Consider the following 15,067-nt stretch of genomic DNA (forward strand, 5'->3'; position numbering starts at 1 on the left):
CATGAAAAAATTATCTCTTTCTCATACTCCAATCCCATTTTCTGATGAATTTTTAGCAAGCTTTCTCCTTAGAGCTTCATATATAAATGGCTATGAATTTCCTGAACAAATGCTAAACAGCGCAGGTATTTCCATATATAAAAAATCTTACGAGGCATTATTTACCAATGAAGATAAGTTTAAAGAAGTTATTGAACAGTTGGGACTTTCAGATGACTTACTAGATCTGGTAATAAAAAAGACTCCTCCAACATTTCAAAATTTCTTCTGGACAAAAACTCAAGTAATTCATCGTAAATTACTTAATATTGGCCTCCATAAATTTTGCTCATCCTGTTTAGAAGATAAGGGTTATTGGAAGAAAAATTGGTTATTAACCCCCTTAACAGTTTGTCTAGATCACCATATTGATTTGATAGAAAAATGCCCTGAATGCGATAATCCATTAGAGACTAGCCGAAAATCACTATTTGAATGTTCAACTTGTACTTTTGATTTACGTAAGAGCCAAAAGCAGCAATCTACACTAGAAGATATCCAGATTAATACATGGTTCTTAGATAGCTTTCAAGGGACTGATAAAACTTTTAATGAAATTTTTTTTGATATCTGGATAGCTTTATGCGAGTACTTTTCTAACTTAGAAATATTTAAAAACCGATCTTATATTTTAAATTTATCCCATGAATATTTTCATAATGAGGATAAATTTATTTCTAGCCTTATAAATGAAATCAAAAGCAACCTAGATTATGCTCATCCAAGAATTCAACTTCTTCCCTTTTTAGAAAATAAATCTAGATTTAAATCTATTCTAGATAAAATTCTAAATCACTTTAGTGATTATAAACTCCCTGCCTCAAAATGTATTAAACGAAAATTTAACAAGAAAGAAGCTACTCATATACTTGGAGTTAGTTTTGCAGCATTTCATAAAAGACTGAAGGCAGGAGTGTTATATCATGATCAACTAAGTGTAAGTGATAGAACTAATTTCCCTGCCTCCATACTTGAAGAATGGCTAATCAATGAAAAGAAAAATATTAATGGCACCTATACATATCATCGTCCACCACCACAAGCTGATGAATCTAATGATTATTTTACTATTCCAGAAATTATGGAAAAACTAAATATTAATATTAGCAATGCACGCTTATTTCTTAAAATACCAGATATTCCAGCGACAAAAAAATATGTCCATCGTTATACACAGTCTTGTCTTGCAAAAGAATTTGTTAATAACTTTCATAAAAAATATATTTTTCTAGGTCCACTTGCTAAATACTTGGGCGTTTCTCATCTTACACTTAGAGATAAGCTTTCTAGTTTAAAAATTGAACCAATATATATTAATAAAATTTATCCATCCTATTATGTGCGGAAAGATATTCAGCATTTGGATAAATCAATGATTGAAAATATAGTTACTTATAAAAATAATTTAGGGCGTAAAAAAGCTGGAACTATAGATAAGAGGAAAAGTGATGCTTATGTAAGCTTGAATGAAGCAGCTCAACTTCTGGGTATTTCCCCATCTCAAACTGCTCAACTTATTCAACATAAATGGCTTCAAGTAGAAAATTTAGAGATACGTCCTTATCGTATTCCGAGAAGAAGTATCGATAAATTAATTCAGCAAAAGAATGACCCTACCTATGTTGATGTAGAGGTGGTGCTCCATGCACTAAATTGTTCATACAACCAACTACAAAAAAATTGGATTATGACAGGTTATTTGACCCCCCGACGCATAGGATATTGGCAGTCCTTCTCCAAAACTGAGTTTGATAAGGCCTTGAAGATTCACCAAGAGTATTTTACAGCTTCAGAGGCTAATGACTATTTAGGTATGCATCGAACTCACATTACTAATTTAGTAAGTCAGGGATTAATTAAGCCTCTTTTTCTAGGAAATAAATATTATTCCATCAGACTATTCTTACGGGAGGACGTTGAGAAATTACTCGAAGCCGGTTATGGCTATAAAAGTAATCAAAAAAAATCTTAACTTATGTGTCAGAGATTCTCAGAAAATCTTAACTTATGTGTAAAAACCTCGTTAAGATTGAATGTCAAAAGAACCAATAAACAACTGATTTATTTAATTAAATAAATCTCATATTATTTGTCATTTAACGTAGATTTATTTCTAAAAAAAGGGAGGGTTTATCCCTCCCTTTTTTATTGTGATTCAAATTAAAAAAATATTTTTATATAAATCAAATAAATGAGATGAATTTATGAAATATGAACCATTTATGAGCTCACTAAAAACCACTGATGATGAATATGTACATAGCTCAGATTTATTTACCTTATATCAAGCAAATCTTACAAATCAACCAGGTAAACTTTTAAGTATAATTTTTCCCGAAAAAAATTCAGAAGATTTAATGTTTCAAATAAGTCCCCGAATACGACTAAAACTTGCTTACTGTAAAAATGACGTAAAAGGTTTAACTTTAACTACCTATAATAATGGATTGAAAAAAGGTGAAATACTCCTTTCCTCTTTTACTTTAAGCCATATCATTGAATTTCTAGAGATACTAAAAGCACTCAATATTGCTGAACTCAGTCAACGTAAAATTTCTTTAAAATTAGATTCAGATAATAACCCCAAAACATCTATTACCAATCTAATCACTAAAAGTTTGATTTCTACAGATCAAGCAGAATTAATCCAACATTTTTTAGAAGAAGGTTTAATCTCAGATCGCGATTTAGTAAATACAGGCTATCGTAAATTAGCATTGCAAAAATTTGAAAAACTTTTGAATGATAAAGAGTATATCCAAATTTATAAGAAGGATAATAATTTAGAAAAATCAAATTTAGAAAAAGTTTGGCAACATTTTTTTGAAACCAATGAATGGATATTTGGATATGGCTTAGATTATAAATTTCAAGCAATTCTTCAAAGGGAAGTACATCTAAATACGCCTTGTTTAGATCAAACAAATGCAGTATTAGCAGACTTCTTGCTTGGCGATAAAAAATTTACTACTTTTGTTGAAATCAAAAGACCTGATACTCAACTTTTTGCCAAGAGTTTGAATCGCTCAGGGTGCTGGAGACTTTCTTCTGATTTATATGATGCACATTCTCAGATACTAGAACATAAAGCATGTGGGCAAATTAAACTTCAAATGGGATCAGTTAACTATAATAATAATGGTGAAACAATCGCACAGAACTCTTACGATTCAAAAACAATATTAATTATTGGCAATTGGTCTGAAATTGATACGGATAACAACAAAAACCAAGAAATAAAAAAGAAGACTTTTGAGCTATTTCGTCAAAATTCTAAGAATGTTGAAATTATTACTTTTGATGAACTTTATGATCGAGCCAAGTTTATTGTTGATCACCATTAATAGTTGGGACTTTATCTAGAATAAGTTTTCAATAAAATATATATTAAATAAAAGCCACCTCTGCGGTGGCTTTTTTACGATCTGACTTATCTGCTTCAATGCTGGAATTTATTTCAACCGTTTCCCTGCTTCATCAATAATCATTTCCCCGTCTTCCTTGCTAAAAGCTGCGCGCTGCGGAGCGGAAAGAATATCTAAAACAATTTCTGATGGTCGACACAATCTCACACCAAGTTCAGTCACCACAAATGGACGATTGATCAAAACCGGATATTGCAGCATGAAATCAATCAGTTGATCACCTATCCAATGGCTGCTTTCCAGGTTAAGTTCTTCATAGGGCTTTACATTTTTACGAATCGCTTCACGTACTGACAGACCTGCATCCCGAATTAACTGAATCAGTTCTTCCTTTGTTGGTGGTGTTTTCAGATACTCAATTACCTGTGGTTCCTCACCGGTGTTACGGATCAAGGCCAAGGTGTTTCGAGAGGTTCCACATTCAGGATTATGATAAATCTTGATCTTTTGAGACATGAGTTTTCTCAGTGTATACACAATATTGCTTTTATATACGGATATCCGTATATTCGCAATAGTAAATATATCAGGATATCGTGATGCACCAGACCGATTTTTTCAAATGTCTTGCCGATTCAACACGTTTAGATATTTTAAAGCTGGTCATGGCCAAACAGAATGTCTGCGTCTGTGAATTCACAGAGCAATTAAATCTGAGCCAGCCCAAAATCTCCCGTCATCTGGCCTTATTGAGAAATCTGGGCGTTTTGCTAGATCAACGCCAAGGGCAATGGGTTTATTACCGTTTAAATCCTGATTTGCCGGTCTGGGCAAATGAAGTATTAAAAGTCATCGCACAAGATCCAGAAATTCAAAAGTTAAAATCTACCATTTCATCACCTTGCGAATTATCCTGAGCCCAATATCATGTCTGCTTCAAAAATGTCATTCTTAGATAAGAATCTGACCATCTGGATTTTTATCGCCATGCTGCTGGGGATCGGGATTGGGGTTTTCTTTCCTCAGGCTTCAATTACTTTAGACCGGATGAGTATTGATTCGGTCAATATTCCGATTGCCATTGGTCTGATTATCATGATGTATCCACCACTTGCCAAAGTGGACTATGCCACCTTGCCGCAGGTATTTAAGGATAAACGCACACTTACCCTATCTCTGGTTCAGAACTGGCTGATTGCACCCTGCCTGATGTTTGCATTGGCGCTGATTTTTCTGCAATCCTATCCTGAATATATGACGGGTGTCATCCTGATCGGCTTGGCGCGTTGTATTGCCATGGTGCTGGTCTGGAATGGTCTGGCTTGTGGCGATAACCAGTATGTGGCCGGACTGGTGGCATTTAACAGTATTTTCCAGATCCTGTTTTTCAGTAGCTATGCTTGGCTGTTTTTGACCTTCTTGCCGCCTTATTTTGGTGTGGAAGCACAGGTGATTGATGTCAGCTTCTGGACGATTACCCACGCGGTTCTGGTTTATCTGGGGATTCCATTTTTGCTGGGCTTTTTGACACGTTTGATTCTGGTCAAGCAAAAAGGTCTGGAATGGTATCAAACGAAGTTTATTCCAAAAATCAGTCCGCTCAGCCTGCTGGCTTTGCTGTTTACCATTGTCGCCATGTTTAGCCTTAAAGGCGGTGATGTGGTCAGCCTGCCACTGGATGTACTCAGAATTGCTATTCCCCTGACCATTTATTTCATTGTGATGTTCTTTATCAGCTTCTTTATGAGCAAGTGGATGGGCAATGATTATCCTAAAACTGCGGCCATTTCTTTTACCGCTGCCGGTAATAATTTTGAACTGGCGCTGGCGGTTGCGATTGCCACTTTTGGTCTCGCGTCCCCTGTGGCATTCACCACCGTGATTGGCCCTCTGGTTGAAGTTCCGGTTCTGATTGCGCTGGTCAGCGTTTCATTATGGCTAAGAAAAAAAGTGTTTAAAGAGGCATAACCCGATGGATCTCCCGAATATCAATTTGAATCTGCTAGAAACACCGACGCTGGACAAAGTTCAGGCCAAAGCACTGGATCATCCACCCCGGATTTTGCTGCTGTATGGTTCAAACCGTGAACGGTCCTACAGCCGGCTCGCTGTTCAGGAAGCGGGCCGGATACTGGAATATTTTGGCGCCGAAGTCAGAATCTTCCATCCCAAAGGATTACCCTTACCTGAGGATGCAGATACGAGCCACCTTAAGGTAAAAGAACTGCATGAACTTTTGGCCTGGTCAGAAGGCATGGTCTGGTGTTCACCGGAACGTCATGGTTCGATGAGTTCGATTCTAAAAGCCCAAATTGACTGGATTCCTCTGGCAGCCGGTGCAATTCGTGCGACTCAAGGCAAGACGCTGGCCGTGATGCAGGTTTGTGGTGGTTCGCAATCCTTTAATGCAGTGAATCAGTTGCGTGTTTTAGGACGCTGGATGCGGATGATCACGATTCCAAATCAGTCTTCTGTACCGAAAGCTTTCCTTGAATTTGAAGAAGATGGTCGCATGAAACCATCACCTTATTACAACCGCATTGTGGATGTGATGGAGGAACTCTACAAGTTCACTCTACTCACCCGCGGTCAGTCTGCTTATCTCACCGATCGATATTCTGAACGGATGGAAAGTGCCGAAGAATTATCAAAGCGGGTAAATCAGCAGACAATCTAGTATTTTCCAGATTCTTTCGATTCATCTTTTAAAAACCTCTATATTAAAAAATCCCGCTTAAAAAGCGGGATTTTTTATAAAGCACAATTAAGGGAAAAGTCTGGCATGATCAATGCCAGATTTCCCAATCAAAGGATGAGTTTCAAGTTATTTCATCTTGGCAACGATCTGTTCAGCCTTTTTCAGATGCGCAGCGACCGCAGTACGGGTTTGGGTCAGCATATTTTTTAATTCTGCATTTTTAGCATTCGGAATCAACTGCTTGTCTAGCATGGTCACTACTTTACGATGAACTTCTACCTGACTGGTCATATAGTCTTTATCCGGAGTAGCTGATCGACTCAGCATAGTCACCATCTTGTCGCTGTCATTTTGCAATGATGTACTGATACTGCTTGTTTGTGGCTTCAGATTTAAACGATTTGCCAGGGCCTGAGCTTTTTTCTCATTGGCTGTATGATCAGTAATCATCATTTGTGCATAATTACGGGCTTCTTGCGTTTTCAGTTTTGGCAATGCGGTTTTAGCCTGCTTAATCTCACCATTATTCGCTGTGCTTAATACCTTGATCACCTGACCTTCAGTCAAATTTACACGACTGTCACTCGATACTGCAGAATGCTGCTTCCCAGCGTGCGTAGCTTGCTGGTTCATTGCCATCGTCTGGCCTGCAGCAAAGATTAATGCACCACTGACCGCAACACAGTTCATCATCTTCTTCATTTGAATAGCTTTCATAATGGCACCCTTTAACGTTTTATCGATTAAATTTGCCTTTATAAAGTAGGTGAATTACCTGAAAAACAGTATAAGGTTTGAGTTGTTTTTTTAAGCAAAATATAAAGTGTTTATTAAGTTAGGCAAAGACTGTTGGTGATTAGTTCATTTATTTGATATTTGCAAAAAACTACGTTATTGGACGCTTGCATATAAGTATGACAAGCACTAGTGGTGAGCAAGATTTAAAAAAATCCCGCTGATATAACGGGACCTTTTTATTTTTAATTTAGGAACAGTGAACCATCTGAATTAAAATTCTTTTGTCACACTCAGACCAGCGCTCCAGTTCCGCCCTTCTGCCGGCTCAAAGAAACGGCTATTGCTTTCATTGACAATCACCGAACCAGAATAATCTTTATCAAACAGGTTATCGACCCGTGCAAAAGTATTCACTGACCAATCCGGCATTTTCCATTGATAACCCACATTGGCGCCAGCGACCGTGTAGCTTGGTGCAGTATCAGAATTTAAATCATTCACATAAATCTTGTCGCTATAACGAATATCGAGTCCAATGTGTAGACCATTATCTGGTTTCCAGCCCAGACTTAAAAATGCCTGATTTTTGGCAATCCCTGGAATATAGTTCCCGTCTGTAATGGCAGGAACAGTACCTATAGCAGGAATATCTGCATCAAAAGTGGCATCAATATAGCTATAGCTGGCTTGTGCAGTCAGATCGCGCCACAGGTTTTTGTTCCAGGAGAGTTCCACACCTTCTCTTAAAGTTTTATCGGCATTACGGAAAGTAGAGCGACCATTGTCACTCCCTGCAGAAACAATGTCATTCTTCGTCCTGGTCTGGAAGGCTGCTACGGTGACATCTCCCCACTCACTGGCAGATTTCAAACCGACTTCATAGGTTTCGCTTTCCGCTGCTTTTAAACTTAAGCTGCGGTTTTCAGCAGTATTTGCAGGATAAGACATTTCGGTAAATGTTGGGGTTTCAAAGCCTTGGGCATAACTGGCATAGGCCATCAGCTCAGGTAAGATTTTCCAGCTTAATGCTAAAGATGGCAATAATTTTTGATAATCGGTTTTGCCTGAATTATCGCCATTGGAAAGGAATTTATCTTCAGACTTAAAATGCACATTGCTATAACGCAAGCCGGCATCCAGCGTCCAGTCTGGCAAGAATGCATAGGATGCTTGCAGATATGGATCAAGATTCCACAAGCGATTGTCTTCATCCCGGCGAAGTTCACCTTTTACACCCAAGGTATTGCCTGAAAAGTTTTGATAGCCTTTACGGTCTTCGGTCATGGTATCCACGGCGATACCGGCAATCAGATTAGCATTTGGCAAAATATCTTTAGCTGTCCAGCGCAGGTCAGCACCGTAGAAATGACGGTCAAAATCAATTACGCCACCGGCATGATTGACTCCACTTTGTGCTGTACGCGGAATTGACTGATATTGGGTAACTGCACGCTGTCCCCAATAGGCCATCCCGTAGAGTTCATGCTGATCATTAATCGGTTTATTCCAAGTCATCCCGGTTTGTAGCTGTTCGATTTCTTTACGCGCATTATATAAAAGGACATTCGTAGCGACCTGTTTAGGATTGGCTTGCCACTGTTCGCGAGTCAACCCACCGGGATCATCCGCAGCAATTTTAACGTAATTATTAATCCAGTTAATTTTAGAGCCGTCCTCCAGGTCCCAAGTCAGCTTGGCATTGCTCAGGACTTTATGCGCGCCGCTATGATCCCGGAAACCGTCGGTATCAAAATAGGACGAACTGATCATATAGCTCGGCTCATTGGCATTTTCTGAACCGCCTTGCAAAACTAGCTTGGTCTGCCCTTTATTTTGACTGCCGGCAGAATGACCCAGTTCAATCGAGTCGGTACCTTGCCCCTCTCGCGTGGTGGTTAAAATCGTTCCCCCGGAAGAGTTGCCATACAGTGATGAAAATCCACCACCCAATACTTCAATATGGTCCAGACTGTTCAAATCAATATTCGAGGTTTGTCCCTGTCCATCCGGCATTGTTGCAGGGATTCCATCCACATATAAACGTACACCCCGTACACCAAAACTGGAGCGCGCACCAAAGCCACGCATCGAAATTTGCAGGTCCTGAGCATAGTTTTCACGGTTATTTAACTGCAGTCCTGGAACACCTTTTAATGTTTCCGAAAGGTTCACATTCAGGCTGTTCTCTGGTTGTGCCTGCTCCAGATAATAAACCGATGCAGGCGTGCTCAACTTCTCCCGGTCAGTTCGGGTCGCCTGCACAATAATAGGCGCAAGTTTTTGCACTTCTGTAGCAGTATTTTCAGCATACAGCGTCTGGCTCATACAGGCGATTAAACAGGATAATGTGGTTTTTACAGGGAGATGTCGAAATTGATGCTGCATATTTTGTAGGTTCCAGTTATCTCTATGACTTAGAAAACTCATAAGCTGCCGAAGCACATCACATGATTAATTCTATAAGCCGGTTTGATCTTCAATGATCAGTAGATCGAGTTTGCTTGATCAGATTACAAGTAGAAATTTTAGTTTTAAGCTGCGTGGTCAATAGAAGTCACCTATCAAAGCAATTTATCAAAATCTTTGTTTACTTCATTCAATATCGTGCAGCCCACATGATTTTCTTTAATATTCTAAAGGTTTATAAAAAAACTGATGGGAAAGCCTGACGAATCAGGCTTTTCCATACAACAACAGAGAGTCAGTTACTTATTGTCTGGCAAGGCATAAGCCACCAGAGAGTCGCCCATTTTGGTACCAAAGGAACCATGACCACCCGCCATAATGACCACATACTGCTTGCCATTGGCTTCATAAGTCATTGGTGTAGCCTGACCACCTGCAGGTAGACGGCCTTTCCACAACTCATCACCGTTGTTCACATTAATGGCACGGATATAGTTATCTTGAGTTCCACCCACAAACATTACGTTACCCGCAGTTGAAATAGGTCCACCCAGCATCGGCACACCCATTTTGAATGGTGGCAATGGGATGCCCGGCATACTGTCACGAATGGTACCGATGCGGCGTTTCCAGGCCACTTCATGAGTATTTAAATCCACACCTGCAACAAAGCCCCATGATGGCTGTTTACACGGCAGCCCAAACGGAGACAGGAACGCACTGATTTCAACGCCATAAGGCACGCCATACATCGGTTGAACGCCGGCTTCTGTGCCTGCACCTTTAGCCGTCTTAGGACGGTTCGGATCTTGAGGAATCAGTTTTGATACAAATGGCAAGCCAATCGGATTGGTCAGTGCAATTTGACGGTCCGGATTCACCGACATACCACCCCATTCAAACACACCCAGGTTACCCGGGAAGACCAGCGTCCCATTTTCAGAAGGTGGGGTATAAATGCCATCGTAATTCAGTTTGTGGAACGCAACACGGCAGACCAACTGGTCGAACATGGTCGCACCCCACATCTGTTTATCGGTCAATTTCTCTTGTGGCGCCAGATTAAAATCAGAGAACGGTTGAGTTTTAGAATAGAACTCGCCTTTGGTCTGAGGGCCACGCTTCACAGATTGTGGTACCGGTTTTTCGGTAATCGGTACAATGGCTTTACCATTACGACGATCCAGCACAAAAGCATTCCCGGTTTTGGTCAAGACATAAATAGCCGGAATCATATTCCCGTTTTTGTCTTTGATCTCGGTCAATGTCGGCTGTGAAGGTACGTCCATATCCCACAAATCGTGATGGGTAGTCTGGAAGTTCCATACCAGCTTACCGGTCGTCGCATTCAAGGCCAGCATCGAGTTGGCATAACGCTCGTCTAACTCGGTACGGTGACCACCGTAAATATCCGGGGTACCGACACCCGTTGGCACGTAGACGATATCCAGCTCTGCATCATAGGCCAAAGGTGCCCAAGCATTTGGAGAGTTATGTACAAATTTCTGACCCGGTGCAGGAATTAAATTCGGATCCTCAGCACCTGTATCAAATACCCAAAGCAGTTCACCGGTATTGACATCATAACCACGGATCACACCTGACGGTTCTTCAGTTGAATAGTTATCTGTGGTTGAACCCGCAATAATAATGGTGGTGCCGGTTACTACAGGCGGTGAGGTTGGAATATAACCGCCCGGATATGGGAATGGCATATCTTTTTGCAGATCAACTTCACCATTTTTACCAAAGTCAGAGCAGACTTTACCGGTGGTTGCATTTACCGCAACCAGACGCCCATCATTGACTGGTAAAATCACTTTTTGTGGACATTCAGCAGAGCTGCTTTTTTTCGAAGCGAGACTAGTTTCAAAACCAGCCGTATTGTTGACATCATAATAAGATACACCACGGCAGGTTAAATGCTGATAGGTATGATCAGCTTTTAGTTTTGGATCATAGGTCCATTTCGCCTTACCAGTTGCCGGATCAAGCGCAGTCAATTTCTGGTGAGTGGTACAGATGTACATGTTGTCACCCACCTTGATTGGAGTAACCTGATTGGTGGTTTCGCCCGAGTCATTTTCAGTCTTGAATTCGCCCGTGTGATATTCCCAAGCCACCTGCAAATCTTTGACATTTTCAGTATTAATCTGCTTTAAGGGTGAATAACGTAAACCGGACTGGGTACGGCCATAAGCAGGCCAGTCTTCATCTGCCACACCGGGGATTGGCTGGTGGGCAGCAGGCTGCTTGGATTTTAATTCACCGCGAATTTCTTGCGGGTCATTAAATACAGAATAAATCATGACAGCGATGGTAATGGCCAGTGAACTGCCTAGGGCAATTTTCGCACCTTTGCTTTGATCAAAACCGCGTGTTACCGCCGGAATCAGCAGAGCCAGACCAAACAGACCTAAAATATCCAAACGCGGCGCAAGTGCAAAGAAATCTGAACCGACTTCCCACAGCCCCCACACCACCGTTGCCAAAACGAATACGGCATAAACCAGGAGTGCAGCGCTCTTTCGTCGATATAACAGCACTGCGGTTGCAATAAAGAGTATACCTGCAATGATGTAGTACCAAGACCCACCCAGCACTGCAAGATAAATCCCTCCAATCAGCAGTCCTACACCGAAAACAGCGGCAATGACTGCTAAAATCGTTCTCCATACCGAACCTGAAGATGAAGTATTCATATCGAACGCCTATAAAAATTTTTTTGAAAGCTCATGTACCAGACCGGCATAAGCACCCTTATTGTTAAATTCTTAGTTAGAAATACATCACTGTCTTAAGCAGGCATTACTCATCAAAGCAATAGAAGACTTAGAGATTCAATAGTGTATTTGCAACTAAAAACTGTTTTTAGAATGATGTGTTGAACTTGATTCCACCTACCCAGACATTTTCACCATCTTTATATGCGCCGACGTGACGAACATATTGCAGATTCGGGCGAATGGTGAGCCAGGGGGTGGCATGCAAACCATAATAAATTTCTGCATCGACTTCTTGATGATGGTTACCAATGACATCGTCATTCATATTGATCCGTGCAATACCCAGTGCGATTTCATCTTGAGGACGTGAATCCATGGCACCCTTATAAACCAGCCCGATATTTTGCATATCGGTGACACTATTGGTTTTGGAATCATGCACTGTTGCATTTAAAAAGCCGGTCAAACCACGCGAAGTATCTCCGTCATGTGCAGTGAATTGCTGCTTGACCACTACCCAGCCCCCATGGTGATGATCGGTTTGCTCCGGATTGGAAATGACTCCAGCCTCCGCTGTGCTGTAGTAATAACCAGCACGGTATTCACCCGGCAATTTTTGTACGCCCACTTTCGGTGTCCAGACTACTTCTGCAGGAAGCATTGCTCCTTTGGAACCATCTGTGCTCAGGTTAAATCCTTTACCACGTTCCAGATTCTCAGGGTTATATTCATAGACACCGACCTGGGCATAAAGTTCAGGGCTAATGTTATATTTGACCCGTGCTGCCCATTGGCTTACCGGCCAGTTGTACCACTGATCACCAACCCAGTTCCCGACTTGGGAGCCACACAGTGCCAGGTTCTGGAAATCACAGTCAAAACTATTGAAGTCTTCACCCTCACCGAAGCGTCCGACTTTCACATCCAGTTTTTGTTCCAGGAATTTCTTCTTGATCCATAAATCAGTCAGGCGCCAGGTTTGACCACGGCCCCAGACTTCTTGCACTGAACTCAAATGACCATTTAAAGCAGCAGCGCTTTGAGAAAGAGAATGACCATTACGCTGGGTAACAGTAATTTGCGCTTCGGTATCTTGCCAGCCTGCAATTTTTTCCAGATCCAGATGAGCCCCAAAAACAAACTGGTCTGCATATTCAGTTGCATGGCTCGAAGATCTCTGGGCATCAATCAAGCTTGCCATTTCACCGGTATAACCAAAATTGAAATCATAACCTTGTTGTTGCAACTGGGTACGTTGCCCGTTCCAGTCACCTAACATCCATGGGCTTTCTGTACTGAAAGCAGTCTCGGCATGCGTAACTGTAGTGGTCAAGAGTAGAGAAGCACAGCAAAGGTAAATGGCTTTGGATAATGGGGAGATATACATTAAATGTGATACCCTCATCACAAAATATGAAGTTTCTTATTGTATGCCTGTTGGGTTTTAAAAATTGTTACTAATAAATTAAAAACATGAATAAAATGTTGTTATTATTAGTATTATTATATATTTTTTGTAAACAAGAAAACCCTAACTACCTGTTTATTATGACGTTACATATTCAAACTTAAAACCCTACCTTAAATATAAAAGTTGATATTTACAGCGTAAATTGAGCTTGAGTTTCTGATAAAAATTTCACAAATAAATCAGCTGGATTACTGTTTTACCTTCTTTATTCTTAATAATCCAGTATCTCCATTATTCCTGAATTGAAGATCGAAGTACTGAGGCTATAACGCTTCTGAATATATGAGAAACCTGCTGCCATTTCACTATGAATTTTTAAAAATCAGGTTATGCTAAAGTTATTCTGATAAGAAATTACCTCGCGTTAAAACAATAATCCAGCTTGATAGACGAGAACCAGCATGAAAGGCTCAATTCTTAATTTTTCTATCCAAAACAATACCGGGGTGATCTCGGGGGATGATAACCAGCACTATACTTTTAATGGTGCAGACTGGCGTGCAGAACGTCCGCCATCACGCGGGGATCGGGTCGATTTTATCGTAAACAGCGCGGGTGAAGCCGCTGATATTTATCTGGCTCTGGGCAATGCCATTTATCTCGGGGAAAAAATTTCCAGTGAGCTCGGTAAATATTCCAATCTGGATCAGGCCGAGGAAAACTACAGCAGCATTGACTGGTTTGTAAAATGTCTGACCAACTATGCAAATTTTTCTGGCCGGGCACGCCGTAAAGAATTTTGGTTTTTTATGCTGTTTTGTGTAATTTTAGGCATTATTGCTGAGGTCATAGATACAGTTTTAGGCACTGAACCCATAGTAAATAGCCTGCTTAATCTGGCACTTCTGGTCCCGAGTCTGGCAGTTGGCGCGCGTCGTTTACATGATATTGGACGCTCTGGTTGGTGGCAATTACTGATGCTTACCGTGATTGGTGTTCTTGTATTGATCTGGTGGTGGGCAACTGAAACCAAACCACAAAACAATAAATATGGTTCTCCTGCCAAATAACCGAACCTTACAAATCCCGTCTTGATGCTAGAGACGTTTATCGCTTATTTAGTGGGTAAATATCAACAAAATCAGACCTTACCAATGCTGCAAGAACAATTAGTAAAATTTCCAGATGCTGTATGGGTGCAAATTTATAAAGACAAAATGCAGCTAATGGATATAGATGGCACGATCACACATACACGCCTACCGGATGTACCTTATGACCATCCCCGGAGTATTATTGCCGACTTTGATGCAGCCGCAGTGACCCTAAAACAGCTGTTACCCTCACCGGTCATGAAAAGGCTATTCAGCCCTATAGCATTGCTGCAAATCATGGATTTGCCGGAAGATGGTTTAACTGAAGTTGAAAAGCGCGCTTTGCTCGAACTCGGTTATGAAAGTAAGGTGCAAAATGTCATCCTGTTTGATCACGCAGGAAATGCGCTGACCCAAGCCAGTCTTCCCTCCCAACATCGCCTGACGATCATCAAAATTTTTCTGATGATCGTCATTATGGTGGTGCTGGCATCGAGCTGGTTTTTGACGCTTTAAATATTCGACCCATAAAAAAACTCTATGGCCTGCAGGATGCTAATACGGCTTATAATTTCATCATAAGAGAACTG

General features: G+C 40.8%; 12 protein-coding genes. 7 read left to right on the forward strand and 5 right to left on the reverse strand.

All coding sequences use genetic code 11. The annotated features are described in order from the left end of the window. Position 1 precedes the first annotated feature (1 nt). Together AY607_RS10690 and AY607_RS10695 are read left to right on the forward strand one after the other, a co-directional pair. Positions 2-2,011: a helix-turn-helix domain-containing protein gene (locus tag AY607_RS10690; protein WP_064102509.1), complete on the forward strand. Its 2,010-nt coding sequence runs from the start codon at positions 2-4 to the stop codon at positions 2,009-2,011. Between the two features lie 232 nt (positions 2,012-2,243). After that, the gene (locus tag AY607_RS10695) at positions 2,244-3,383 is read left to right on the forward strand and encodes a Shedu immune nuclease family protein (RefSeq protein WP_081408815.1); all 1,140 of its coding nucleotides are present in this window, start codon (positions 2,244-2,246) and stop codon (positions 3,381-3,383) included. 108 nt (positions 3,384-3,491) lie between these two features. On the opposite strand, the gene arsC is transcribed toward AY607_RS10695, so the two are convergent. After that, the gene (gene arsC / locus AY607_RS10700) at positions 3,492-3,920 is read right to left on the reverse strand and encodes an arsenate reductase (glutaredoxin) (RefSeq protein WP_064102510.1); all 429 of its coding nucleotides are present in this window, start codon (positions 3,918-3,920) and stop codon (positions 3,492-3,494) included. An 83-nt stretch (positions 3,921-4,003) separates the two neighbouring features. Between arsC and AY607_RS10705 the strand changes: the two genes are divergently transcribed. The 3 genes from AY607_RS10705 to arsH are packed head-to-tail and all read left to right on the forward strand — an operon-like array spanning position 4,004 to position 6,081. Continuing rightward, positions 4,004-4,321 carry a metalloregulator ArsR/SmtB family transcription factor gene (locus AY607_RS10705; RefSeq protein WP_064097118.1) on the forward strand — a complete coding sequence of 106 codons (318 nt, stop codon included), beginning with the start codon at positions 4,004-4,006 and terminating at the stop codon, positions 4,319-4,321. Between the two features lie 10 nt (positions 4,322-4,331). Continuing rightward, on the forward strand, positions 4,332-5,372 hold the full coding sequence (gene arsB, locus AY607_RS10710) for an ACR3 family arsenite efflux transporter (RefSeq protein WP_064097117.1): 1,041 nt from the start codon (positions 4,332-4,334) through the stop codon (positions 5,370-5,372). Between the two features lie 4 nt (positions 5,373-5,376). Next, positions 5,377-6,081 (forward strand): arsenical resistance protein ArsH, encoded by a 705-nt coding sequence (gene arsH, locus AY607_RS10715; protein ID WP_064097116.1) that lies wholly within the window; start codon positions 5,377-5,379, stop codon positions 6,079-6,081. A gap of 147 nt (positions 6,082-6,228) precedes the next feature. Here arsH and AY607_RS10720 read toward each other — a convergent pair whose 3' ends face one another. From AY607_RS10720 to AY607_RS10735, 4 genes are all read right to left on the reverse strand, one after another. Then, complete coding sequence (locus tag AY607_RS10720) at positions 6,229-6,819, reverse strand: DUF4142 domain-containing protein (protein ID WP_064097115.1); 591 nt, start codon at positions 6,817-6,819, stop codon at positions 6,229-6,231. A gap of 291 nt (positions 6,820-7,110) precedes the next feature. Further along, the gene (locus tag AY607_RS10725) at positions 7,111-9,225 is read right to left on the reverse strand and encodes a TonB-dependent receptor (RefSeq protein WP_064097114.1); all 2,115 of its coding nucleotides are present in this window, start codon (positions 9,223-9,225) and stop codon (positions 7,111-7,113) included. A 320-nt stretch (positions 9,226-9,545) separates the two neighbouring features. Next, entirely contained in the window at positions 9,546-11,948 is a 2,403-nt protein-coding gene (locus AY607_RS10730) for a glucose/quinate/shikimate family membrane-bound PQQ-dependent dehydrogenase (RefSeq protein WP_064102511.1), read from the reverse strand. 169 nt (positions 11,949-12,117) lie between these two features. After that, positions 12,118-13,359, reverse strand: a complete 1,242-nt coding sequence (locus tag AY607_RS10735; protein ID WP_064102512.1) for a carbohydrate porin — start codon at positions 13,357-13,359, stop codon at positions 12,118-12,120. A 485-nt stretch (positions 13,360-13,844) separates the two neighbouring features. Between AY607_RS10735 and AY607_RS10740 the strand changes: the two genes are divergently transcribed. Next, positions 13,845-14,453 carry a DUF805 domain-containing protein gene (locus tag AY607_RS10740; protein ID WP_064102513.1) on the forward strand — a complete coding sequence of 203 codons (609 nt, stop codon included), beginning with the start codon at positions 13,845-13,847 and terminating at the stop codon, positions 14,451-14,453. Between the two features lie 24 nt (positions 14,454-14,477). After that, positions 14,478-14,993, forward strand: coding sequence for a hypothetical protein (locus AY607_RS10745; protein ID WP_064102514.1), 516 nt, complete (start codon positions 14,478-14,480; stop codon positions 14,991-14,993). Positions 14,994-15,067: the final 74 nt, after the last annotated feature.

This window comes from Acinetobacter sp. SFA, assembly GCF_001647535.1.
Lineage (GTDB): Bacteria > Pseudomonadota > Gammaproteobacteria > Pseudomonadales > Moraxellaceae > Acinetobacter > Acinetobacter pecorum.